Source organism: Nonomuraea sp. B5E05 (genome assembly GCF_039880665.1).
Classification (GTDB): domain Bacteria; phylum Actinomycetota; class Actinomycetes; order Streptosporangiales; family Streptosporangiaceae; genus Nonomuraea.
This window is the reverse complement of the sequence record NZ_JBDPMJ010000008.1, coordinates 146,362-170,235: the sequence shown is the minus strand read 5'-3', so window position 1 is coordinate 170,235 and position 23,874 is coordinate 146,362. Positions and strand designations below refer to the sequence as shown.

Genomic DNA, 23,874 nt, shown 5'->3' with positions numbered 1-23,874 from the left:
AAGCGAATCGGTCGCGACACTCTGCAAGAAAATCGAGATCCGCAGAACCGCTCTGTAACGGCAACGAAATCCGCACGCCTGCCGCAGTGGCTCAGCGCGGTCAGCGTGTCACGGAACCTCGTATCCTCCTCCATGACGGCAAAGCGCCTGTCACCCTGTAGAACTGTTCGAGAATCTCTGTGAGAACGACCCCCGGGGGAACCGTCCGTGACTCCTGACCAGATCGAAAGCGCTGTCGCCGCCGCGATGCCCCAAGGCGTCGAGGAGCTCAAGCGGCTCGCGGCCATCCCCTCCGTGGCCTTCCCCGGGCATCCGGAGGAGCCGGTGCGCGCCGCCGCCGCGCTGACGGAGGAACTGCTGCGTTCCGCGGGTCTGCCGCGCGTCCAGCAGCTGCAGGTGGAGGGGAGCTTCCCCGCGGTCTACGGCGAGGCGCCCGCGCCGCCCGGCGCGCCCACCGTCCTGCTCTACGCGCACTACGACGTACAGCCCGCGGGCGACCTGAAGGCGTGGCGCACCCCGCCGTTCGAGCCCACCCTGATCGACGGCCGCCTGTACGGGCGCGGCTGCGCCGACGACAAGTCCGGCATCATCTCGCACGTCACCGCCCTGCGCGCCTTCCAGGGCCAGTTCCCGGTGGGCATCAAGGTCATCATCGAGGGCCAGGAGGAATACGCGGGCGAGCGCCTGGAGGCGTTCGTCGAGCAGAACCCCGAGCTGCTGCGGGCCGACGCCATCGTGGTGGCCGACACCGGCAACCCGCGCGTGGGCGACGCCGCGGTCACGACGTCGCTGCGCGGCATGGCCGCCTTCACCGTCGAGGTCCGCACGCTGCGCGAGGCTCTGCACAGCGGATCGTTCGGCGGCGCCGCCCCCGACGCGCTGGCGGCCCTGATGCGCATGCTGACCGCGCTGCACGGCGACAACGGCGACGTCCGGGTGCCGGGCCTGCCCAGGGGCAACTTCTTCGGCCAGGGGCCGTCGGAGGAGGAGTTCAGGCAGACCGCCGGGGTGCTCGACGGGGTCTCGCTGGTGGGCTCCGGCTCGCTGGCCGACCGCCTGTGGTCGTCCTACTCGATCACCGTGACCGGCATGGACGTGCCGACGGTGTCGGGCGCGGTCAACGCCGTGCAGCCGGTCGCCAGGGCCAGGGTGACGCTCCGTATCCCGCCGGCCGGCGACCCGAAGGCGACGGTCAGCGCGGTGACGGAGTTCCTGCGGCAGGTGGCGCCGTGGGGCGTGCAGGTGGCGTTCGGCGACGTCGTCGTGGGCTCCGGCTTCCAGGCCGACTCCGGCGGCAAGGCCAGGTCGGCGCTCAACCGGGCGATGGAGCGCGCCTTCGGCCGCCCGCCGCGCGACGTGGGCGCGGGCGGGTCGATCCCGCTGGTCAACACGCTGCTGAAGCAGTTCCCCGCGGCGGAGATCCTGCTGTTCGGCGCGGAGGACGAGGACGCCGCCATCCACGCGCCCAACGAGCGGGTCGACCTGGAGGAGCTCCGCCGCGTCGCCACCGCGGAGGCTCTGTTCCTGCACGAGCTGAGCCTCCCGTCGGCGCTCGGCGTCTAGGAGCGGTTCCCGCCGGTCGTTCCTAGGTCGGGGCGAACATGCGGGGGCGGGCGCGCAGGACCACGACGCTCGGCCCCGGCTCGGCCAGGGCGTCGGCGAGCTCCTGGGCCAGGGAGCCGGGCGTGGCGTCGCGGGCGGCGACCCCGAACGACGCGGCCAGGCCGGCGAAATCCGGCCTGGCCAGCTCCGTGCCGGTAGGCGTGCCGAACGCGCCGGTCATGTACTCCCGCAGGATGCCGTAGCCCCCGTCGTCGACGATCAGCCAGGTGACGTCCAGGCCGTGCTGGCGCATGGTGGCGAGTTCCGCCAGGCCGTACATCGCGCCGCCGTCGCCCGAGATCGCCAGCGTGCGCTGTCCCGAGGCCGCCGCGCCGACCGCGGCGGGCAGCGCGTACCCGAGGCCGCCCGCGCCCTGCGCCGACCACATGTGGCCGGGGAAGGCCGACCACGCCCAGTAGGTGAGGATGGTCATGTCCCAGAACGCCGGCACGCCGGACGGGATCGCCTCCAGCAGCGCGAACTCCCGCTCGTGGCCGGCGAGCCGGTCGCGCACCCGCCGCAGCACGTCCGCCACGGCCGCTTCCGCGCGCCCGTCGCCTTGCCTGGGCCGCACCGCCGCGGCGAGCGCGCCCAGCGTCGCCTTCGCGTCTCCGTGCACGGCGAGCGAGCCGCTCGTGTTGGCCTCCAGCTTTCCTGGATCGGCCTCGATGTGGACGACGCGCCCCCGAGGGCGCATCGTGTGGTAGTTGCTGGACAGCTCCCCCAGCCCCGAGCCCGCGACCAGCAGCACGTCCGCCTCCTCGAGGAACTCGGTGACGAAGCGGTCCTCCAGCCACGACTGCAGCGACAGCGGGTGCTCGCGGGGGAAGACACCTTTTGCGGCGAACGTGGTAGCCACCGGCGCGCGCAGCCGCTCGGCCAGGGCGAGGAGCTCCGGCCCTGCCCCTGACAGGTTGACCCCGCCGCCGGCCAGGATGACGGGGTTCGACGCGGAGTCGAGCGCCTGTACGGCCTGCCGTACCAGCTCGGCACGGGGCTGCGGCGTACGCGGGCACACGCTCAGGTCGGCCACCACCGGGACGTCCGTGGGCGCGAGCAGGACGTCCTGCGGGATCTCCACCCACGCGGGCCCCTGCGGCACGCTGAGCGCCGCCTCCCAGGCCTGGGCCAGGGCGGACGGGATCTGCGAGGGCGCCCGCACAATCTGGACCGACGTGGCCACGCCGCGGAAGGAGCCCGCCTGGTCGGGGAGCTCGTGGAGGTATCCCTTCCTGCGGCCGCCCAGCCCGTCGGACGGGATCTGGCTGGAGATCCCGACCACGGGGGCGCAGGCCAGGCGCGACTCCATCAGGGCGGGCAGGGTCGCCAGCGCACCGGGGCCGGTGGAGACCAGGAACGGGGTGACCGTCCCGGTGGCGCGGGCATGGCCGTCGGCGGCGAAGGCGACGCCCAGTTCGGTACGGCAGCCGACGTAGCGCAGCGGGGAACGGCGCAGGGCGTCGAACATGGCGAGCGCGTGCTGGCCCGGCTCGCCGAACACGGTGGTGGCGCCGAGCGCGGCCAGGGTCTCGGCGACCAGGTCTCCCCCGGTTCTCATGTCCGTCTCCCCAGCGCGAACAGGCTGATCAGGTCGTAGGCGACGTGCGCGGCGGCGACCGAGGTGATCTCGGCGTGGTCGTAGGCGGGGGCCACCTCCACGACGTCGGCGCCGACCAGGTTGCAGCCCGACAGCCCGCGCAGGATCTCCAGCAGTTCGCGGCTGGTCAGGCCGCCCGCCTCCGGGGTGCCCGTGCCCGGGGCGTGGGCGGGGTCGAGCGCGTCGATGTCGACGGAGATGTAGAGCGGCCGGTCGCCGATCCGCTGGCGCAGGGCGTCGGCGATCTCGTCGGGGCCGCGCCGCATGACGTCGGCCGCGGTGACGATGCCGAAGCCGAGCCTGCGGTCCTCGGCCAGGTCGGCCTTGCCGTACAGCGGTCCTCTGGTGCCGACGTGGCTGAGCGCCTCGGTGTCGAGAATGCCCTCCTCCACCGCGCGGCGGAACGGCGTGCCGTGCGTGTACTCGGCCCCGAAGTAGGTGTCCCAGGTGTCCAGGTGAGCGTCGAAGTGCAGCAGCGCCGGCGGCCCGTGCTTGCGGTGCACATCACGCAGGAGCGGCAGCGCGATGGTGTGGTCGCCCCCGATGGTGACCAGCTTGGCGTCGAACCCCCCGACGGCCTGCTCGATCGTGTCGATGGCCTGGCCGATGTCGAACGGGTTGCAGGCGATGTCCCCGGCGTCGGCGACCTGCAGGTCGGCGAACGGAGAGACGTCCAGCGCGGGGTTGTAGGGCCTGATCAGCTTGCTGCCCTGGCGTACCGCGGCCGGGCCGAAGCGGGCGCCGGAACGGTAGGAGACCCCGCTGTCGAACGGCACGCCCACGATCGCGACATCGGCCCGCTCCACCTGGTCGAGGCGGGGCAACCGGGCGTAGGTGTCGGGACCTGCGAAGCGTGGGACCTGCGAGGCGTCGACGGGTCCCTGAAACATGAAACTCCCTCGTTAACGGCATATTTCTGCTTAAGAGGTGCTATTGACACCCCTGGCAACGCAGACCACTATGTCGGAAAACTTCGTTTACCGGAAGGCAACCGCGTTGTCCGAACAGCTCTGGGGTGGACGCTTCCGCTCGCCCGCCGATCCGTCGCTGCTCGCTCTCTCCCGCGCGCCCGACAGCTACTTCCGCATGTCCGCCTACGATCTGGCGGGCTCGCGCTCCCACGTCCGTGAGCTGCTCAGAGCCGAGATCCTCGACGCCGCCGAGGCGGAGCGGCTGCTGGCGGAGATCGACACGCTGGACGAGGACGTACGCGCCGGGCGGGTCGGCCCGAACGGCTCCGACGAGGACGTGCACACCTTTCTGGAGCGGGTCCTCGTCGAGCGGCTGGGCGAGGTGGGCGGCAAGTTGCGCGCCGGTCGCTCGCGCAACGACCAGACGGCCAACGACCTGCGGCTGTACCTGCGCGATCATGCGAGGAAGCTGGTGCTGGCCCTGGCCGAGCTGCAGGACGGCCTTGTGCAGCAGGCCCGCGCGCACGTCCGCACCGCGGCGCCCGGCTTCACCCACCTGCAGCCCGCCCAGCCGATCGTGTTCGGGCACCAGCTGCTGGCCCACGCGCAGGCGTTCGCCCGCGACGCCGACCGGCTCGAGGACTGGGACCGGCGCACCGCCCGCTCCCCGCTGGGCTCGGCGGCGCTGGCCGGCTCGGCGATAGCCGTACACCCTGAGCTGTCGGCCGCGGAGCTGGGCTACGACGGGCCGTGCGAGAACTCCATCGACGCCGTCGCCGGTCGCGACCACGTGGCCGAGTTCCTGTTCGCCACCTCGATGCTGGGCGTGAACCTGTCGCGGCTGGCCGAGGAGATCTCCACCTGGGCCTCGCGCCAGTTCCGCTGGGTGGAGCTGCACGACTCCTTCGCCACCGGCAGCTCGATCATGCCGCAGAAGAAGAACCCCGACATCGCCGAGCTCACCAGGGGCAAGGCGGGCCGCCTGCTCGGCAATCTGGGCGGCCTGATGGCGACGCTGAAGGCGATGCCGCTGGCCTACAACAGGGATCTGTCCGAGGACAAGGCGGCCGTCTTCGACACCGTGGACACCCTGACGATCGTGCTGCCCGCGATGGCCGGGCTGGTGCGCACGCTGTCGGTGAACGTCGATGAGCTGCGCAGGCAGGCGACCGAGGGCTTCACGCTGGCCACCGAGGTGGCCGACTGGCTCTCGCGCCGCGGCGTGCCGTTCAGCGAGGCCCACGAGATCACCGGCGCGCTCGTGCGGATGTGCGAGGACAAGGGGCTGGACCTGCACGAGCTGCCGGACGAGGACCTGGCCGCGGTGGACGTGCGGCTGACCCCGGACGTGCGTCCGCACCTCACCGTCGAGGCGGCCCTCGCCGCGCGCACCGGCTACGGCGCCACCTCGCCGGACCGGGTCCTGGAGCAGATCGACCGCCTCACCGACCTGCTGGCGCGGCAGCGCGCCTGGGCCCGCGCCTACCGGGGACCCGAGACGTGATCTCGATCCCGGACTCCCCCAGCCTCGGACCGAGGGCCCGCGAACTGCGCCGCCGGAGCAGGCTCAGCCTGACCGAGACGGCCGAGCGGGCGGGACTCACCAAGGGTTTCCTATCCAGGTTCGAGCGCGGCCAGGTGTCCATCTCGGTCGCCTCGCTGCTGCGCCTGTGCAAGGCGCTCGACCTCGACGTGGCCGACCTGTTCGACGGCTCCAGCGGGCGGCTGGTCAGGTCGGAGAGCCGGGCCAGGCTCGAGTTCGGTGGCAGCGGCATGACCGAGTACCAGCTGACGCCGAAGGACGAGCGCAGGTTGCTGGTCCTGCTCAGCGAGATCGAGCCGGGCGGCGGGTCGGGCCACGAGCCGTACGCGCTTCCCGTCGACATCGAGTTCGTGCACATCCTCAAGGGGCTGTTCACGATCGAGGCCTCGGGCGAGCGGATCGAGATGCGCGAGGGCGACTCGTTCCTGTTCCCCGGCGACACTCCCCACACCTTCACCAACCCCGGCGACGAGATCACCCGAGTTCTGTGGGTGTTGTCACCCGCGCTGACCTCTCGCTCGTGAGGAGATCCACATGTCCACAGATGTCGCCCACCTGCCCCGGGTGGCGCGCAAGCACTACGGCCGCTACGTGGCGGCGATCGTCGTCGTGGCCGTCCTCGTGGCGATCGTCTCCTCGTTCGCCGGCGCGCAGATCGAGTGGAGCGTGGTCGGGCGGTATCTGACCGCGCAGGCCATCCTGACCGGCGTGGTCAACACGTTCGTCATGGCCGTGCTCGCCATGATCCTCGGGGTGGCCCTGGGCGTGTTGTTCGCGGTGATGCGGATGTCGCGGAACCCCGTCACCCGCGGCGTCTCGTACCTCTACACGTGGATCTTCCGCGGCACGCCGCAGCTGCTGCAGCTGTTCCTCTGGTTCAACCTGGCGCTGGTCTTCCCCTACGTCGTCATCCCCGGCATCGTCGAGGCGCGCATGGTCGATCTGATGACCCCGTTCGTGGCCGCGCTGCTCGGGCTGGGCATCTGCCAGGGCGCCTACACCTCCGAGGTGGTGCGCGGCGGCATCCTCTCGGTCGACCAGGGGCAGACCGAGGCCGCGCAGGCGGTCGGGATGACGCGCTTCCAGACGCTGCGCAGGATCGTGCTGCCGCAGGCCATGCGCGTCATCCTGCCTCCGATCGGCAACGAGTTCATCAGCATGGTCAAGCTCACGTCTCTGGCCAGCGCGATCCAGTACCAGGAGGTGCTGCACAGCTCCCAGAACATCTACTACGCCAACAACCGCGTCATGGAGCTGCTGTTCGTGGCGACGTTCTGGTACCTGATCGTGGTCACCATCCTCAGCCTGGGCCAGATGGTCATCGAGCGCCGCTTCTCCCGAGGGGTGAAGAAATGATCAAGGCAGTCGACGTCCACAAGCGCTTCGGCGCCAACCACGTGCTCAAGGGCATCTCGCTGGAGGTGGCCGCGGGTGAGGTGCTGTGCGTCATCGGGCCGTCCGGCTCGGGCAAGAGCACGTTCCTGCGCTGCGTCAACCAGTTGGAGACGATCGACGAGGGCGCCGTCTGGGTCGACGGCGAGCTGCTCGGCCACGTCGAGCGTGGCGGGAAGCTGCACCAGCTCAGCGACGCCCAGATCGCCCGGCAGCGGCGGCCGATCGGGATGGTGTTCCAGCGCTTCAACCTGTTCCCGCACATGACCGCGCTGGAGAACGTGATCGAGGGGCCGATCAGGGTGCTGCGCGAACCGCGCGACACCGCCAGGACGCAGGCGCTGGAGCTCCTGGAGCGGGTGGGGTTGAAGGACAAGGCCGGCGCCTACCCCACGACCCTGTCCGGCGGGCAGCAGCAGCGGGTCGCGATCGCCCGCGCGCTGGCGATGCGGCCGCGGCTCATGTTGTTCGACGAACCCACCTCGGCGCTCGACCCGGAGCTCGTCGGCGACGTGCTCGCGGTCATGCGCGACCTGGCCGCATCCGGCATGACCATGGTCGTCGTCACCCACGAGCTGGGCTTCGCCAAGGAGGTGGCGAACCAGGTCGTGTTCATGGACGACGGCCGCGTCATCGAGACGGGAACCCCCGACCAGGTCCTGGTCAACCCCTCCCACGAGCGTACGAAGACCTTTCTCTCAGCAGTTCTCTAGGAGTTCCGTTGTCCCGTCCCATGCTTCTGCTCACCTGCCTCGCCCTGGCCGCCACCGCCTGCACCGCGCAGGCGCCGAAGAACCTCGCGACCGCGTCGGACGGCGGGCTGCCCCCGAAGATCGCCGAGTCCAGGACCATCGTGGTCGGCAACGTCCCCAACTACCCGCCGCTGGAGTTCAAGGACCCCTCGACCAACCAGCTCACCGGCTTCGACATCGATCTCGGCAACGCCGTCGGCAAGCAGCTCGGAGTCACGGTCAAATGGCAGGAAACGTCCTTCGAACAGTTGCAGAGCGCGGTCACCACCGGGCGGATCGACATGATCCTTTCAGGGATGAGCGACCTGCCCGAGCGCCGCGAGACGCTCGACCTCGTCGGCTACCTGAGCTCGGGCGCGCAGTTCTTCTCCACGAGCAAGGTCGCCGATCCGAAGAGCCTGTGCGGCAAGGCCGTGGGGGCCAGCCGCCGCACCTCCTTCCCCGGCGAGATCAAGAAGTGGAGCAAGGAGAACTGCTCCGGCAAGCCGATCAAGGTCGTCGGCACGGAGGGCTCCGCGGACGCGCGTACCCAGCTCACCCAGGGCAGGGTCGACGCCGCCGTCCAGGGCAGCGAGACCCTCCCCTACATCTCTCAGCAGGACCCCGGCAAGTTCCACCTCATCGGCGAGCCGTTCACCAAGGTCAACCAGGCCATGGGATTCGCCAAGCAGGACCCGCGCCTGCGCGACGCGGTCGTCAAGGCACTGCGCGCCCTGCAGCAGGACGGCACCTACGCGAGCCTGCTCGACAAGTGGGGCCTCAAGGGCAACGCCATCAAGGAGGTCACCCTCAACGGGACCGCCGCCCCATGAGGACGCCGGCCGCCCACGTGACACCCCTTCGGGCGCTCGCCACCCTCGTCGCCGAGCCCCCGCCGCTGCCACGCGACGTGATCGAGCGGGCCAAGCGGCACCTCCTCGACACGCTGGGCGCCGCCCTGGCCGGCGCCTCCTCTCCCGCTCCCGGCCTGGCCGCTCCCGGGAACGCACCCGTCTGGGGGACCGGCCTGACCGTGGCGCCGCGCGACGCCGCACTGCTCAACGGCGTCGCGGCGCACGCGCTCGAACTCGACGACACCGGCGGCTGCGATCATTCCGGGGCCGTGGTGGTGCCCGCCGCGCTGGCCTGCCTGAGCCTCGCCGACCGCCCGGTCAGCGGCTCCGAGCTGCTGGAGGCGGTCGTGCTGGGGTATGACGTGGCCCGCCGTACGCTGGAGGCGTGTGGCGGGTACGCCGCGCACAACGAGGCCGGATGGCACTCGACGGGCACCTGCGGCACGTTCGGCGCGGCGGCGGCGAGCGCGAGGCTGCTGGGGTTGGACAGCGCGCGAGCCGCCCACGCGCTGGGGCTGGCGGCCGGCTTCTCCGGTGGCCTGTGGGCCTTCGTGCATGACGGCGCGGCGAGCAAGCGGCTGCACGCGGGCCGCGCCGCCGAGGGCGGGCTGACCGCCGCGCTGCTTGCCGCGTCCGGCACGAGCGGGCCCGGCCGGATCTTCGACGACGTGTGGGGCGGCTTCCTGCGGACCTACGCGGGCGCCGGCGCCGACCCCGGCGCCCTGACCCGCGGCCTCGGCACGGCGTGGCGGATCTCGCGCTGCTCCATCAAGCCGTACGCGTCCTGCCGCAGCACTCATTCCTCCATCGACGCGATCGGCGGCCTGGACCTGCATGTCAGCGAGATCGACCGCATCCACGTGCGCCTGAGCCCGCTCGTGGCCGGCATGTGCGGCGGCCGTGACGCCGCCACCCTGCCCCGCGCACAGCTGAGCCTGCCGTACGCCATCGCCGCCAGGATCCTGTACGGCGACGCCGACCTTGCCGCCTACTCTCCCGAACGACGCGGCGACCCCCGGGCGACCGAACTCATGGACCGCATCGACCTGGAGGTGGACCCGGAGATGGGCGGCATCGACGAGCCGGCCCTGACCGTCACCACGACCACGGGCGCAGTCCGGCGGGCAAGGGTGAGCGATCCGCTCGGCTCTCCCACCAACCCCCTCTCCGACGAGCGGCTGCTCGCCAAGTTCCACGGTCTCGCGCCGGGCCGGAGACGCCTGGCCGATCGGGTCATGGCCCTCGACACCGGCCCGGACGCGCGCGGCCTTCTCCCGCTCCTGTGACGATGTAGCCGCCCTGGAGCGGATGCGCCCGCGGCGAACGCCGGCCGCGCCGCCCTTGCTGCCGGGCCGCGTGTGCCGACGAGCCGACCAGCCGGCGAATGCCCGGCTTGAGCGGCCGGCCCTTGTACGTTGGGTACGTCACCTCAGCATCCGGCGTGACCGGGGCCGCGACCCCGATGCCGGGCACGCCCAAGAGGTCGACGTCCGGTGCCTCCCCGGCCGGCCACGTCCGTTAGCACTGTCTTGCCGCGCGGGCCACAGAGGGGTGTGGCGCCGAGTCCCTGGAGGGTCATGGAGAAGCCGGTGGAGCCGCGCGACAAGACGCCTGCGGTGCGGGTGCTGATCGCGCCCGTGGACGTCTGGCGCACCGGGCTCGGCATAGCGGCCGTCGTCGCCGTGGTGCTCTTCGTACGCTTTGTGCTCATTGACGCGGGGTCGCTGATCACCATGCTGGTGATCGCGTGGTTCCTCTCGCTGGCCATGGAACCCGCTGTGCGCCGCCTGTCGCGGCGAACCAGCCGCGGGAGGGCCACGCTGCTGATGATGACGCTGTTCATCCTGGCCGTGGTGATCTTTTTCGTCCTGTTCGGCAGCCTGTTCGTGCAGCAGGTCGCGGTACTGCTGCAGGCGCTGCCCGGGGTCATCACCGGCGTCGTGGAATGGCTCAACACCCGTCTCGGCACGCGCTATGACATCTCCGACATCCTCGCCTCCGTCAACCTGACCCCGCAGCAGGCGGCCGAGTACGCGCAGGGCGCGCTCAGCGGCGTGCTCGGCCTGCTGGGGACGGTGGTGGGGGCGGTGTTCAACATGTTCACCCTGCTGTTGCTGACGTTCTACTTCTCGGCCGACGGGCCTCGGCTGCGCCGATGGGTCGCACAGTTGCTGCCTGGCCGGTTCCAGGAGGTCTTCATCACCGTCTGGGACGTGTCCACGAGTAAGACCGGCGGGTACGTCTCTTCCCGGCTTGTCCTCGCCACCATCAACGGCACCGCCTCTGCCCTGGTGTTCCTGGCGCTCGGCATGCCGTCCTGGCTGGCGCTCGGGGCGTGGACGGGTCTGGTCGCCCAGTTGGTGCCCACCATCGGCACCTACATCTCCGTCGCCCTGCCGGTCGTGGTGGGGCTGGTCTCGCCCCGGCCCTGGATCGGCCTGGCGGCGCTGGGCTGGGGCCTGTTGTACCAGCAGGTGGAGAACCTGACGCTGGAGCCGAAGATCAGCTCACGGGCGGTGGACATCCATCCCGGGGTGTCGTTCGCGGCAGTGATCCTGGGGGCGTCGCTGTTCGGTGCGATCGGTGCGCTGCTGGCCGTGCCCCTGGTGGCGATGCTGCTCTCGCTGGTCGACACGTTCGTCACGCGCCAGGAGGTGCTGGAGGCCGCGGCGAAGAAGCCGCCCCCGCCGGCGGGCACGACAAAACCGGTGCCGCCGAAGTGACGCTGGGCACACCCGCGTCACTTCGGCGCTTGCACCGCGGAACTGCGGGCCCGGCGCGAAACCCCCTACAGGCCGCTTCTGTCGAAGGACTTCATCTCCCGGCCGTGGACCGCCAGCGCGTAGATGATGACGACGTCGAAGGCGATGACGATCATCGACCAGAACGGGTAGGCGGGGAACCAGGCGAAGTTGACGAGCGCCTGGAGGGAGGCGAGGACGATCCCGACCACCCGTCCCCAGGTCTTACCCGACATGATGGCGGCGCCGGCGAGGAGGACGACCACACCCATGATCAGGTGGAACCATCCCCAGGCCGTGTAGTTGACGGGAATCGCCAGGTTGTCGGCGGTGACGAGGTAGAAGTCCGTGTTGAAGATCCCTACCAGGCCCATCATCGCCTGGAAGCATCCCAGGATGATCATCCCGATGCCGGCGAAGATCACCCAGCCCACCCAACCGGTGGGCCGAGGCGCCTCTTCCGCGAGTGGCGTCTGCGTCCGGGCCGTCTCCGTGCGCGGCGGGGTCGCCTGCTCCGGAATCTGATCCCGGGATGGCTGCTGCGTGTGCGCGTGGCGCGGGTCTACCATGCTCGGCTCCCTCCGCACGGCGGAGCTTGGGAGGTGGTCCGCGTTCGCGGCCGCGCCTGCACGCCTGCTTCGTCCGTGCAATCTCCGAGAATGCGGCGGTCGAGTCGCTCAGGAGCACACTCGCCGCCGTTCTTTCGCCTCCTCTCTACCCCGCCTCGTCAGCACTCTCCGCGCGCTCTCTTAAAAGTGCGCAAATGAGGCGTGACCTCGCTTTGGGCCGACACGGCACGGGGCCCGTCCCGGGGGCGGTCCGCAGCCGCCCCACCATGCACGCAGAGCCAAGGACCCCGCGACTCCCTGTCATGGACCGCCCGGCGCTCCGCTCCGTAGGTTGATCAAACGTGACCGTTGCCGACCGCCGTCCGGTGGTGCGCCATTGATCGGCCCCGGCGCCGGCTGCGTCGTCGGAGGGCGGCGGCGCTCGTCGCATGGAAGTGATCGTCGTGACGCAATCTCTGTACTACGTGGGCGAACCCTCGCACCTGCGCTGGACCGAGCACGTGGGAACGCTGGACGTCGTACGGCCCGGCGAGCTGACCGCTGGGGCCCTCGCGGCGTGGCGGGCGATGCAGCGTGGCCGGCCGCAGCTGGACAACCCGTTCCTCAGCCCGGAGTTCGTCATCGCGGCGGGGAACGTCAGAGCCGACGTGCGGGTGGCGGTGCTCAGGGACGAGGCGGGCTTCGCCGCGTTCTTCCCGTTCGAGCGGGGCCGGGGCGGGGTCGGCAGCGCGGTCGCCCCGTGGGTGTCGCTCTGCCACGGAGTGGTGCACCGGCCGGAGGTTGGGGTCGACGCTGACAGGTTGCTGGCGGGCGCCGGCCTGCATGTATGGCGGTTCGGCTGCCTGACCGGCCGGCAGCCGTGGTTCTCCGGGTTCGCGGAGGCGCGGATGGAGACGGCGGCGATCGACCTGTCCGAAGGGTTTCCCGCCTATCTGGCGCAGCTGCGGGAAAGGGCTCCCAAGTTCCTCAAGTCGACCCTGTACAAGGAGCGGAAGCTGGGCCGGGATCTCGGCGTGGTGAGTCTCGATCTCGACGTGGCCGACGAGCAGCAGTTCAGCCTGCTGCGCCGGTGGAAGTCCGGGCAGTACCGGGCGAAGGGGCGTACCGACCGGTTCTCGAAGGCGTGGGTGGTCGAGCTCGTGGAGCAGCTGCACGCGGCCGGCGGCCCCGACTTCGCGGGACACCTGACGATGTTGTACGCCGGCGGCCGGCCGGTCGCCGGGCACTTCGGCATCCGTACGGCCACCACGCTGGTCGGCTGGTTCCCCGCGTACGACCCCGCCCTCGCCCGCTACTCCCCGGGCCTGATCCAGCACGTACGGATGGCCGAGGCCGCCGCGGCGGCCGGGGTGCGCACCATCGACCTCAGCGTGAAGGCGGACTCGGAGTACAAGGACGCGCTGAGCAACGCCACGGGCGCCATCGCGTCGGGGGCGGCGCGCCGCCCCACGGGCACCGCCCGCCTGCACCACCTGCGCGCCGCGCCGGCGAACCGGTTACGGCGGCTGGTCCTGGAGACACCCGCGCTGTATCGGCGGGCCGACCGGATGATGCGCTGGTTCGGCCGGTTGCGGGGTGCGGCGTGATGCTGCGGGCGGCGATGACCCGGCGGCTCGGCCAGCCGTGCGTGCACGTGCCCTCCGCCCGGCTCGGTCTCTACCTGGCGTTGCGCCACTGGACGCGGCCGGGCGACCGGGTCCTGATCGCGCCGACCAACTGCGAGACCGTGCTGTTCACCGCCCTGGCCGCCGGGCTGGAGCCGGTGATGGCCCCGATCAGCATCCGCGACGGCAACATCGACCCGGTCAGGGTCGACTACCGGGGGCTTGCCTGCGTCGTCACCACCCACCTGTACGGCCAGCCCGACCAGATCGCCGAGCTGGAGGCCGCCTGCAGGGAACGAGGCCTCGTGCTCGTCGACGACGCCGCCCACGCGCTGGGCGTACAGGTTGCGGGACGCCCGCTGGGCACCTTCGGCGACGTCGGGGTGCTGAGCCTGGCCAAGCACGGCCGCGCCATGTCGGGCGGCTTCCTGACCAGCACCGACACCGTCCGGCTCGCCGAGGCGGCCGGCACGCTGGACACGCTGCTGCGGCCAGGGACCTGGCACGGCCACCTGCGTGACCTGCTGCGGCCGATGGCCCGCGAAGCCGTCACCCGAGCCGGGCTCACCCGCCCCGTGTGGCAGGTGATGAAGGCGACCGGCCTGGCCCGGTGGGAGGGGCACCGCCTGGCCGCGCGCGAGCCCGAGCTGCGCGCCACGCTGGCCATGCCCTTGAGCGACGAGAACGCGCGGCTGTCGGCGCTCGACCGCTGGCTCCGCGTCGACCAGGCCGCCTGGCGTACGCGTCAGACCGCGGGGCTGCGCCGCTACCAGCTGACCCGCCTGCGCACGGCCGAACGTGAGCGCGGGCGCAGGATCGTCGGCGTCGAGAGGCTGCGGGCGACGCCCTGGGCCGCCGACGGCGTCAAGGAAGGGCTGGCCCTGCCCCTGCTCCGCGTCCCGCTGCTCGTCCGGCAGCGGGACGCGGTGGTGCGGGCGCTCGAACGGCGCGGAGTGGTGCCCGGCTACATCTACGACCCGCCGCTGAGCGACTATCTCGCCCTCGTGCGGCCGGGCCCCGCTCACGCGCACGCGCGCTGGTGGACCCGCCACGTCCTGCCCGTCGACCCCCTGCACGCCGAGCGCGTCGAAGCGCTGCTCACCGATCTCGGCGTGCACCCGGCCCCGGCGCTCCATGATGTCCTGGCGTGAGGCGGGCGCCGGTCAGGAGTGCGCGGGGCGGCGGTGCACGAGCCGCAGGCCCAGCTCGATCAGCACCCAGCCCAGGCGGATCTCCCAGCGGCGGGCGGCGTGGGCGGGTGTCCTGGCCAGGCGGCGGTGCTCTGCCTCGGCGCGCAGCTCAAGGGCGCGCACGCGCTCGACATACAGGAACAGGTCGGTGTTCATCGGCCCTCCCAGGGGTCGTTTCAGGCACGGAACGGGATCGCTTCAGGGCACGGAACGGGGTCGCTTCAGACGCGGAACGGGAAGCCGTTGACGTGCAGGGCGACATTTTCGCGGCCCTGCGTGTCGCCCGCCTCGCGGGCCGCCGTGCCGCGTTCGCGCCACTTCGCGACCAGCTCGCCGAGCTCACGGCCGAGGTCATGCAGCTCCTCTGCCGTGAGCGTCAGCAGGAATTCGGAGCTGAAGGCCGCGCCGCGCCAGTCGTCGGTCCAGGTCGGCTTGGTGTCGAGATATTCCTCGTACATCTCGATTCGCTGGCGGGCGTAGACGCGGGACACGGCATTGTGCACGGCGACCCGCTCGGGGGCGTCGCGCCAGTCCTCGTCTCTGGTGCTGACCACGGTGGAGACCGGCCGCCACCACCGCTCCCTGCCGTCGCCGCTGCCCGGCTCGGCCTCCTCGATGATGCCGTGCGCGGACAACTTGCGCAGGTGGTAGCTGACCAGCGACACGGCCTCGCCGACCCCGTCGGCCAGCTGCGAGGCCGTGGCCGTGCCCGCCATGTAGAGCGCGCGATAGAGCTTGATGCGCAGCGGGTGACCCAGCGCTTTGAGCGTGTCGATGTCCTTGACGCGGTGGTCCTTCTCGGCGGCCATGGCTCTACCGTAGAAGCGAAAGGAAATTTGCGCAATACAAGTTGCGCAAATTCCCTTTCCTATCCCGGGCGTGCCGGCCGTCGTTCCCCTACCGGACGGGCAGGGCGTAGACGCGGCGTACGCTGCTGCCGAGCCGGCTCACGTCGGCGCCGTACACGTGGAGCGACACCCCGACCTCGTCGCTGGTGTTGCGCACCATGTGGATGTCACCGGGCGGCGCGAACCCGCTGACCTCGCCAGGACGGTTGGCCGCGCGCCCGATCTCCACCAGGTGGTCGCCCATGTCGCGGTAGAGGGTTTCGTACTCGATGCCGCTGAGGATGCCGAACGTGCACCACGCCACATGGTCGTGGATCACCGTGAACTGGCCGGGCCGCCACACGACCGCCACCACCGAGAAGCGCTCCTGGGCGTGCAGCACGTGGGACACGTACCCGTCGGGTGAGCCCGCGCGCTCCTCCGGCGTGAGGATGTCGAGCCCGGGGAGGCCGTCGCGGAGCAGATCGGCGACGGCGTGCGCGGTGTCGCGGGGCGCCGGCTCGCGCGCCACGATCGCGGAGATGCCGGACACGAGCGAATCCAGCCCCGGACGGACGGCGGTGACGGTGCGCATGACGTACTCCCTGGAAAATCGCCTTCCCTTCTACCGTGTCCCACTTGGACCGATAGGTCCAACAGAAGTCTTCTGGTCTATCGATAGATACGATTAATAGATGCTCGACGTCACCCGGCTTCACGTCCTGGTCGCGGTCGCCCGCACGGGTTCGCTCACCGCTGCAGCCAGAGAACTCCACTACTCCCAGCCCTCGGTCAGCCATCACCTGGCCAAGCTGGAGGCGGAGACGGGGGCCAAGCTCATCCAGCGCGCCGGGCGCGGCATTCGGCTCACGGACGCCGGCCGGCTGCTCGCCGAGCGCGCCGCCGACATCATCGGCCGCCTCGACGCCACGTCCGAGGAACTCGCCGCCCACGTCGGGCTGCGCACCGGCCGCGTGCGGCTGGCCGCCTTCCCCTCCGCGCTCGGCACGTTCATCCCGAAGGCGGCCGGCCTGCTCGGCGCCGCCCACCCCGGGCTGCGCCTGGAGCTCATGGAGACCGAGCCGCCGGAGGCGCTCAGGCTGCTGCGGGCGGGCCGGGCGGACGTGGCGGTGATGTTCCGGTACGACGACACCGCGCCGGAGGACAACGGCCTGCACATGATCCACCTCTTCGACGACCTCAGCTACCTGGTGTCCAGCACCCCGGCCGGTGGGCTGGGGAGCGGGCTGGCCGAGTATGCCGGCTCGCCCTGGATCGCGGGCTGCGACCGGTGCCGCAGCCACCTGCTGGACATCTGCGACAAGGCCGGATTCACGCCGCGCATCTCGTTCACCAGCGACGACATCGTGGCCGTGCAGGCCCTCGTGGCGGCAGGGCTGGGCCTGACCCTGCTGCCCGGGCTGGCGCTCACCGCCCACCGCCACCCCGGCGTGCACGTGACCGAGGTGCCCGCCTCGACCCGGCACGTGTACGCCGCCGTCTACGGCGAACCACCCCACCCACCGGCCACGGAAGCACTCGTGAAGGCGCTGCGAGAAAGCCTTTGACGCCCTTCCTACGATGGCCGCATGCCAGACATCGCTACACTCGCTGTCTTCTGCGTGGCCGTCCTGGGGCTGCTGCTCGTGCCCGGACCGGCGGTCGTCTACATCGTCACCCGCAGCGTCGCGCAGGGCCGCGCCGCGGGCGTGATCTCCGTGCTCGGCGTGCACGCGGGCTCGCTGGTCCACATCGGCGCGGCGGCGCTGGGCATCAGCGCCCTGCTGGCGGCCTCGGCCACGGCGTTCACCGTGGTCAAATACGTGGGCGTGGCCTACCTTCTCTGGCTCGGCGTACGCAAGCTGATGCACGGGGAGGACGGCGCGGACACCGTCGAACTGCACGTGCAGTCGAAGCGGCGGCTGTTCTGGGAGGGGTTCGTGGTCAACGTGCTCAACCCGAAGACGGCCGTCTTCTTCGTGGCGTTCCTGCCGCAGTTCGCCGATCAGCAGGCCGGGCCGATCGGACCGCAGATCCTGCTGCTCGGCGCGATCTGGCTGGTGCTCGGGATGGCGTCGGACGGCACGTACGCGATGCTCTCCTCCGCGCTGGCCGGCCGGATCCGCGGGTCCGCCAGGGCGCGCCGGCGGCTCGACGTCGGGAGCGGCGTGGTCTATCTGGGTCTGGCGGCGTGGCTCACATCCGCGAAGGCATGACAAGAGCGGAAATTTCTTAGCCATAGTGCGATAGTTGAGATCACAGGCTCGTCGGGGGGACGACACGTCGCGACGTACCTAATGGGCGGACCCATGGACACGCCACCACACCGCCTCGCGCTCGAACGGGTCGTCGAGGTCTACTCCGGCCACGACGATCTCGTCGGCGTGACCGGATCCGGATACGTGATCGGCGCCGACCTGGTGCTGGCCTCCGGCCAGGTCGTCGGGCCCGACACGCCGTGCCAGGTGCGCGCGCCCTGGTCGGCCCGGTGGATCGCGGCCGAGCAGGTGTGGCGTGGACGCGGCGCGGCGAGCGCGGTGCTGCTGCGGGTGCCCGGCTCCCCGTGGGCCGAACTGCCCGGCATCGAACACGTGCGCTGGGCCAGGGCCGCCGCCCCCGGCCTACGGTGCCTGGCCAGAGGGTTTCCGCGCGCGGGGCAGCGGGCCGGGTTCCGCGACGCCGAGACGCTGGCCGGCGTGATGGACGCCCCGGCCGACGCGGCGTCGAAGGCGCTGACCGTCTCCGTGGGGAACCCCGGGAACCACGCGGTGCCGGGGTCGCTCTGGGGCGGCCTGCCGGGCGCCGCCCTGCTCGCCGAACCGGCCGGCCAGCTCATCGGCGTGATCACCTCGGGTACCGCCCCGCGGCTGGACGCCGTACCGGTGACCGCGCTGCTGAGCGACACGCGTTTTCGTGAGCTGGCCGGCGTGCCGCCCGGCCGGCTCGAGACCGTGACCGGCGACGAACCCTCCGTGCCACTCGCGGACCTGCTGGCGCCCGCCCGTGACGACCCGCCGCCGGACGGCCCCGGCTGGACGCTGCTGCCGGCCCGTCACGCCGTCGTGCCGTTCCTGGGGCGGGAGGAGGAGCTGGCTCGGCTGCGCGCCTGGGCCGCCGAACCGGCCCCGCTGTCGATCGCGGTGCTGACCGGCCGCGCGGGAACCGGCAAGTCACGCTTGGCCGGCGAGCTGTGCGCGGAGCTGGCGGGGTCCGGCTGGGACGCCGGCCTGCTCCCCCTGGACACGCTCCACGACCTGGACCCCGAACCGGACACGACCCCCCGGCCGAACGCGGATCCCGAACCGGACGTGGATGCCGGCTGCGCGGCGGTGGGCGGACGGGTCAGTGCCGCGCTGGATGCCGTCCGGCCGACGTTGCTCGTCGTCGAGCATCCCGAACCCTCCGCTCCCCTGGTGGGCGAGCTGATCCGGCGGCTGGCCAAGCATGGCCGCAACCCCCGCGTACGGCTCCTGCTCGTGGCCCGCGAGCCGGGCGAGCCCGGATGGTGGCGGCGCCTGGACACGGCGGCGGGCGGCTGGCTGCGTCGGCTGAACACCACGACGATCCAGCTCAACACCAGCCCGCTCACCCTGCCCGAGCGGACGGAGCACGCCCGCGCCGCCATGAAGGCGTTCGCCCCCAGCCGGGCCGCGCTGCCCGCCCCGCCCCATCTCGACGATCCCGAGTACGGCCTGCCGCTCCACGTCCACCTGGCCGCCCTGATGCGCCTGCGTGACGAGGGCGAGCACGCGCGCGGCGGGCTCCTGGAGCGGTTCGTCGCGCGGGAACTGGAGGAGTGGACACCGGCCTGGCCCGCCGGTCACCAGCAGGTGGACGGCGTGACGGCGCGCCAGGTTGTGACGGTGGACGCGGCGACCGCGCGCCAGGCCGTGGCGGTGGTCACGCTCACCGCGCCCGCACCCGTCGAACTGCCCGGCCTGCTCGCGGCCGTGCCGGGACTGCGCGACGCCGCGTCCAGCGGGCCCGGGCTCGACGGCCCCGTCCACGACGTGGTGGCCTGGCTCCGCCGGATACTCCCCGGCGGCGAACGGCTCGTCCCGCGGCTCGTTCCCCTGGGCCCTGACCTCGTGGCCGAACAACTCCTGTCCGGCACCGAGGACCTGGAATCGCTCGTGCTCGCCGTGCACGACCTCGACGGCCGGACGACCCGGCATCTCGTACGGATGCTGGACATCCTGCGGGTGTGCGCGGGTAGGGAGCGGGTCAGGTCGGCGCTGCGGACGCTCGTCACGGCCAGGGCCGGCGGCCTGGTCGAGGAGGCCGTGACCCATCCAGGGACGCGGCTCGGCGACCTGGTCAACGCCGTACTCGGGCTGTTTCCCGCCGAACCGGAGGTCATGGCCGGATTACCGGTACGGGCCGGGCGGGACCGGCTCGGCCTGCGGGCTCTCGACGTGACGCTCAGCGAACTGGCCGTGCACCGTCACCGGGCACGAGGCGAGCGGACCGCCCTGGCGGAGGCGCTGTCCACGGTGTCGGGCCGGCTGGCGGCCGCGGGGCGAGTGGGCGAGGCGGTCGCCGCGGCGGCCGAGGCCGTGGAGATCCACGCGGCCGCTCCCCCGTACGAGGAGGCGGCCGGACGGGCGGAAGCGCTGTTCGACCTGGGGGCCTGCCTGTTGCTGGCGGGCGAGGCCGGGAGCGCGCTCAAACCCACGCAGGAGGCGGCGGCCAGGTTCCGGCTTCTGGCCGAGCACGACCCCCGGCATGCGGATGAGGCCGCGCGGGCACACCACAACCTCGCGTGCGCGCTGCTGGAGACCGGGCGGCTGGGCGAGGCGGTCCGGGCGTACGGGGCGGCGGGCGGGGACGGCGAGTTCGCGGGGCACCTGGCTGCCCTCCTGTCCGTGCCCGCCGCACGTCACCCCGACACGACCGGGACGACCCGAGCAGGCACGGCGACGGACGCCGTCGCGGCACCCGCGCCGCTGATGCGGTTCGACGGGCCGGATCCCGCGGCGGTGCCCGAGCTGGCCGCCTGCCTGGCCAGGGCCGCCACCGCCGCCGTCGAGCACGTGGCCCCGGCGAGCAGGGACGTGGCCCACCGCCTCCGCCTTCTCGCCGCCTGGCTCGAAGCGCGGGACAAGCCGGCCGACGCCCTGGTCCCCGCGGGTGAGGCCGTCGTGCGGCTGCGCGGCCTGGCCGCCGAGGAGCCAGGGCTGCGGTCCATGCTGGCGGAGACCGCGAGCATGCTGGCCGGGCTCCATGCGCGGCTGGATGACCTGGACGCCGCCGCACGTTCCGCTGCGGAGGCCGTACGGAACCTGCGTGCCCTGGTCGCTCTCGACCCTGGCGGGCATCGCGCCCGCCTGGCCGGGCAGCTGCTGGTGCTGGGCGAGTTGCTGCTGGCGGACGATCGGCCCGAGGCGGCGCTCGGCCCGTTGCAGGAGGTCATGTGCGTGGCGGCGGAGCAGCACACCGCGACGCGGGCGAACGCCCGGCGGCTGCTCGGCCTCTGCCTGGACGAGCTCGGCAGGACCGCCGACGGCGCGGCGCAGCTGGAGGTCGCCGCCGAGCTGTACGACCTGGCCGGCGGCCACGCGCGGCAAGCGGCAGCGGTACGGGCGAGGCTGGAGCGGATGCGTACGGCGCCGGACGTTCGCGACGGCGAGCGGCCCTGGCTGCTGGCGATGGTCGCCCGCGATCCCGAGCAGGCCGTGGCCGGCGCGGAACAGCGCCTGGCGGAGTGCAGGCAGTCCTTCGAGAGCGCGGGCGTACCGGGGCTGGAGGAGATCCACGCCTACCTGGCCGCGCAGGCGACGCTCGCCCGCGCCTGGGCGGACGCCGGGCGGGCCGGGGACGGCCTCGCGCTCGCGATGCAGGCGGCCGAGCTGCTGCAGCGGTATCCCGTGCCGGATCGGCCGCACGCGATCGCCGTGGGCATGGTCGCGGCGGCGCTCGGGCGCTCGCTCGCCGGGCTCGGCCGCCACAAGGAGGCCCTTCCGCACCTGCGCACCGCGATCGAGTCCTACGAACCGCAGACCGGTACGAGCGCCGCCTTCCGTACGGAGCTGGCGGAGCTTGTCATCCTGGAGACCGTCGCGCTGTCCCGTGCCGGCCGCCCGTCGGACGCGGAGGCCGCCGCCGACCGGCTGGTCGGGCTGTACGAGGGGCTCGTGGCGGACGGGCTCCATGCTCCCCTGGCGCTCGCCGGGGCGCTGCGGCTCCAGGGCGGAATCCGCTTCGCCCGGCGAAACCCCGAGGGCGCGCTCCAGTCGGTCACCCGGGCACTCGACGTCACGGGAACGGCGTCCAGCGACGGGCTGCCGGCCGCCACCTGCCTGGAGCTGGGCGGGTTGTGCCTGGCCGAGCTCGGCCGGAGTGACGAGGCCAGGGCGAAGCTGGAGGAGGGGACGGTGTTGCCGGCGGAGCGTGTCCCGCCGGATCTCGTCGACGTGCACGTGCCGGCGCTGATCATGCTGGCCGGGCTGCGCGTGGCGGAGGAAGGGCCCGCCGCCGGCGTGGCTCTGTGGTCGCGGATTCTCGGCATGCGGCCGTTGCCGGGGGTGGACGTGCTGGAGGCCCTGGTCGAGTCCCTGGCCGGTTTCGTGGGCGACATATCGGATTTGGGGCCGGCGCTGGCGGCGTTCACCGACGCTCTGGAGCGGGAGGTGCCCCTGAGCGGCACCGGCGCCGAACTGCACGCGAAGTACGGGCGCTGCCTCGCGGGGTTCCGGGACACGGCAGCGCGGGCGGGAGACGACGGGACCACCCGCGTGCCCGCCGAACGCACCGCCGAACTGGCCGCCGAACCGGCCGCCGAACTGGCCGTCCGTGTCCACCGGAACCTCGCCGCCGCGTCAGGTGCGCACCGTACGGAGCTCGGCCTCGCGCTGGCCGCCCTGGCCAGGCTCGGCCACGCCGACGTCGCCGTCATGGAGCAGGCCATCGACCTCCTCACCGAACGACCGGACGACACACCCCACCGGCCCGGCGAACGACCGGACCACAGGCCCCGTTGGCCCGGCGAACGGCCGGACGACGCAACGGCCGCCACGCGACGCCGGCCCGGCGGCGTGCTGGTCGACGTGCTCGACCGTTATGCCGTCCGGCTGCTCGAAGAGGGCCGGGCCGTCGAGGCTCTCGCCCACTGCGAGCGCGCCGCCGATCTCTGCGACGAGCTGGACGACCCGGCCCTCGCCGCCGTCACCTACGCCCGGCTCGGCACCGGCCTGGCCGTGCTCGACCGTCCGCAGGCCGCGCTGGAGGCGATCACCTGGTCGCTGGCGGAGCTGGACCGGGCCGCGGCGGCCGGTCAGGAGCTGCCGCACGTGCGAGCCGAGGCCATCCGGGTGCGCGGGCAGGTGTTGCGGGCGTTCGGGAGGGAGCAGGAGGCGCTGGCGCATCTGGTGGAGGCGCTGGGACTGTTCGTCCGGCTGTCCGACGCGGCGGCCACCGCCGAGACCGCCGCGACGATCGCCGACGACCTGCTGGCGTCGGGTCGGGCCGAGGAGGCCGCCGGGTACGCCAGGACAGCCGCGACCGGGTACGCCCCCGGCACCGTCAAGCACGCGCTGGCCATCCAGCGGCAGGCCAGGTGCCACCTGGTGCTCGGCCGGCTCACCGAGGCCAACGCGCTCGTGGAACAGCTCATCCCGCTGGCCAGGCGTTCGCCGGACGACCTCACGCACCGGGCGATCCTCGCCGACTCGCTGGCGCAGAGCTCGGAGCTGCTGCCCCTGCTGGGGCTGGATGGCGGGACGGAGGCGGAGACGAGAGCGCGGGAGGCGATCGCGATCTACGACGAGCTGCTGACCGTGGGCATGGACGCGCAGGCTCTGCACACGGGCCGTGCGGGCGCCTGCCTGACGCTGGCCTCCGCGCTGAGGATGCGGGGCATGGCCGCCGACGCGATCCAGCCGCTGCGGGAGGCGGTCGCGGAGCTCGAACGCCACGGCCCCGGCCATCCCATGCTGCTGGGTCTGCTGTCCAGGGCGATGCTCATGCTGGGCGACGCCCTCATGGAGGCGGGCCGGGCGCTGGAGGCCGGGCTCGTCTTCCACCGGGCCACGCAGGTGACCCGGGACACGCTGTTCAGAGCCGTGGCGCACGCCAGGCTCGGCCTCTGCCAGGAGGAGCTGGCCAGGGACGACGCCGCCGACGCCGCGCTGCGGGTCTCCGCGGGGCTGCTGCGCGACCTGCTGGCCGACGGGCGCGGCGAGGGGCCGGCCGAGTTACTGCGTGACGTGCTGCACGGCCGGCTGCGGCTCATGGAGCGGGCCGGGCGGAACGACGAGGCGACGGCGATCCAGGACGAGTTACGCCGCCTCACCCGCGCGTAGGCGTGAGGGCCGG

The 23,874-nt window shown here is 72.4% G+C and carries 19 protein-coding genes; 13 read left to right on the top strand and 6 right to left on the bottom strand.

The genetic code is table 11. The features are described 5' to 3' along the window. Positions 1-207: 207 nt before the first annotated feature. A complete protein-coding gene (locus tag ABGB01_RS17265) occupies positions 208-1,563 on the top strand; it encodes a dipeptidase (protein ID WP_347774397.1) in 1,356 nt (451 codons plus the stop codon). 22 nt (positions 1,564-1,585) lie between these two features. Here ABGB01_RS17265 and ABGB01_RS17260 read toward each other — a convergent pair whose 3' ends face one another. Together ABGB01_RS17260 and speB are read right to left on the bottom strand one after the other, a co-directional pair. Beyond that, positions 1,586-3,160 carry a thiamine pyrophosphate-binding protein gene (locus ABGB01_RS17260; protein ID WP_347774396.1) on the bottom strand — a complete coding sequence of 525 codons (1,575 nt, stop codon included), beginning with the start codon at positions 3,158-3,160 and terminating at the stop codon, positions 1,586-1,588. Further along, a complete protein-coding gene (gene speB, locus ABGB01_RS17255) occupies positions 3,157-4,089 on the bottom strand; it encodes an agmatinase (RefSeq protein WP_347774395.1) in 933 nt (310 codons plus the stop codon). The genes ABGB01_RS17260 and speB overlap by 4 nt, the downstream gene beginning before the upstream one ends. Before the next feature lie 106 nt (positions 4,090-4,195). Between speB and argH the strand changes: the two genes are divergently transcribed. The 7 genes from argH to ABGB01_RS17220 all read left to right on the top strand — a co-directional run bounded on the left by argH (position 4,196) and on the right by ABGB01_RS17220 (position 11,353). Next, positions 4,196-5,614 carry an argininosuccinate lyase gene (argH, locus tag ABGB01_RS17250; protein ID WP_347774393.1) on the top strand — a complete coding sequence of 473 codons (1,419 nt, stop codon included), beginning with the start codon at positions 4,196-4,198 and terminating at the stop codon, positions 5,612-5,614. Beyond that, positions 5,611-6,177 carry an XRE family transcriptional regulator gene (locus tag ABGB01_RS17245; RefSeq protein ID WP_347774392.1) on the top strand — a complete coding sequence of 189 codons (567 nt, stop codon included), beginning with the start codon at positions 5,611-5,613 and terminating at the stop codon, positions 6,175-6,177. Before argH ends, ABGB01_RS17245 begins: the two co-directional genes overlap by 4 nt. Before the next feature lie 10 nt (positions 6,178-6,187). After that, positions 6,188-7,009 carry an amino acid ABC transporter permease gene (locus ABGB01_RS17240; RefSeq protein ID WP_347643384.1) on the top strand — a complete coding sequence of 274 codons (822 nt, stop codon included), beginning with the start codon at positions 6,188-6,190 and terminating at the stop codon, positions 7,007-7,009. Beyond that, positions 7,006-7,758, top strand: a complete 753-nt coding sequence (locus ABGB01_RS17235) for an amino acid ABC transporter ATP-binding protein (protein WP_347774391.1) — start codon at positions 7,006-7,008, stop codon at positions 7,756-7,758. Before ABGB01_RS17240 ends, ABGB01_RS17235 begins: the two co-directional genes overlap by 4 nt. 8 nt (positions 7,759-7,766) lie before the next feature. Further along, on the top strand, positions 7,767-8,609 hold the full coding sequence (locus tag ABGB01_RS17230) for an ABC transporter substrate-binding protein (RefSeq protein ID WP_347774390.1): 843 nt from the start codon (positions 7,767-7,769) through the stop codon (positions 8,607-8,609). Positions 8,610-8,626: 17 nt separating this feature from the next. Then, on the top strand, positions 8,627-9,916 hold the full coding sequence (locus tag ABGB01_RS17225) for an MmgE/PrpD family protein (protein ID WP_347774389.1): 1,290 nt from the start codon (positions 8,627-8,629) through the stop codon (positions 9,914-9,916). A 291-nt stretch (positions 9,917-10,207) separates the two neighbouring features. After that, positions 10,208-11,353, top strand: a complete 1,146-nt coding sequence (locus tag ABGB01_RS17220; RefSeq protein WP_347774388.1) for an AI-2E family transporter — start codon at positions 10,208-10,210, stop codon at positions 11,351-11,353. Between the two features lie 65 nt (positions 11,354-11,418). Here the strand turns inward: ABGB01_RS17220 and ABGB01_RS17215 are convergent, their stop codons facing one another. Then, on the bottom strand, positions 11,419-11,940 hold the full coding sequence (locus ABGB01_RS17215) for a hypothetical protein (RefSeq protein ID WP_347774386.1): 522 nt from the start codon (positions 11,938-11,940) through the stop codon (positions 11,419-11,421). A 443-nt stretch (positions 11,941-12,383) separates the two neighbouring features. On the opposite strand from ABGB01_RS17215, the gene ABGB01_RS17210 reads away from it, so the two are divergent. Both ABGB01_RS17210 and ABGB01_RS17205 read left to right on the top strand, forming a co-directional pair. Then, entirely contained in the window at positions 12,384-13,526 is a 1,143-nt protein-coding gene (locus ABGB01_RS17210; RefSeq protein ID WP_347774385.1) for a GNAT family N-acetyltransferase, read from the top strand. Beyond that, positions 13,526-14,695 (top strand): DegT/DnrJ/EryC1/StrS family aminotransferase, encoded by a 1,170-nt coding sequence (locus ABGB01_RS17205; RefSeq protein ID WP_347774383.1) that lies wholly within the window; start codon positions 13,526-13,528, stop codon positions 14,693-14,695. Before ABGB01_RS17210 ends, ABGB01_RS17205 begins: the two co-directional genes overlap by 1 nt. 12 nt (positions 14,696-14,707) lie before the next feature. Here the strand turns inward: ABGB01_RS17205 and ABGB01_RS17200 are convergent, their stop codons facing one another. The 3 genes from ABGB01_RS17200 to ABGB01_RS17190 all read right to left on the bottom strand — a co-directional run bounded on the left by ABGB01_RS17200 (position 14,708) and on the right by ABGB01_RS17190 (position 16,156). Then, a complete protein-coding gene (locus ABGB01_RS17200; RefSeq protein ID WP_347774382.1) occupies positions 14,708-14,890 on the bottom strand; it encodes a hypothetical protein in 183 nt (60 codons plus the stop codon). 65 nt (positions 14,891-14,955) lie between these two features. Next, positions 14,956-15,543: a helix-turn-helix domain-containing protein gene (locus tag ABGB01_RS17195; RefSeq protein WP_347774381.1), complete on the bottom strand. Its 588-nt coding sequence runs from the start codon at positions 15,541-15,543 to the stop codon at positions 14,956-14,958. An 88-nt stretch (positions 15,544-15,631) separates the two neighbouring features. Next, positions 15,632-16,156, bottom strand: coding sequence for a cysteine dioxygenase family protein (locus ABGB01_RS17190; RefSeq protein ID WP_347774379.1), 525 nt, complete (start codon positions 16,154-16,156; stop codon positions 15,632-15,634). 100 nt (positions 16,157-16,256) lie between these two features. On the opposite strand from ABGB01_RS17190, the gene ABGB01_RS17185 reads away from it, so the two are divergent. The 3 genes from ABGB01_RS17185 to ABGB01_RS17175 all read left to right on the top strand — a co-directional run bounded on the left by ABGB01_RS17185 (position 16,257) and on the right by ABGB01_RS17175 (position 23,861). Then, positions 16,257-17,129 (top strand): LysR family transcriptional regulator, encoded by an 873-nt coding sequence (locus ABGB01_RS17185; RefSeq protein ID WP_347774378.1) that lies wholly within the window; start codon positions 16,257-16,259, stop codon positions 17,127-17,129. A gap of 21 nt (positions 17,130-17,150) precedes the next feature. After that, complete coding sequence (locus ABGB01_RS17180) at positions 17,151-17,777, top strand: LysE family translocator (RefSeq protein ID WP_347774377.1); 627 nt, start codon at positions 17,151-17,153, stop codon at positions 17,775-17,777. A 93-nt stretch (positions 17,778-17,870) separates the two neighbouring features. Then, a complete protein-coding gene (locus ABGB01_RS17175; protein ID WP_347774376.1) occupies positions 17,871-23,861 on the top strand; it encodes a tetratricopeptide repeat protein in 5,991 nt (1,996 codons plus the stop codon). Positions 23,862-23,874 lie beyond the last annotated feature (13 nt).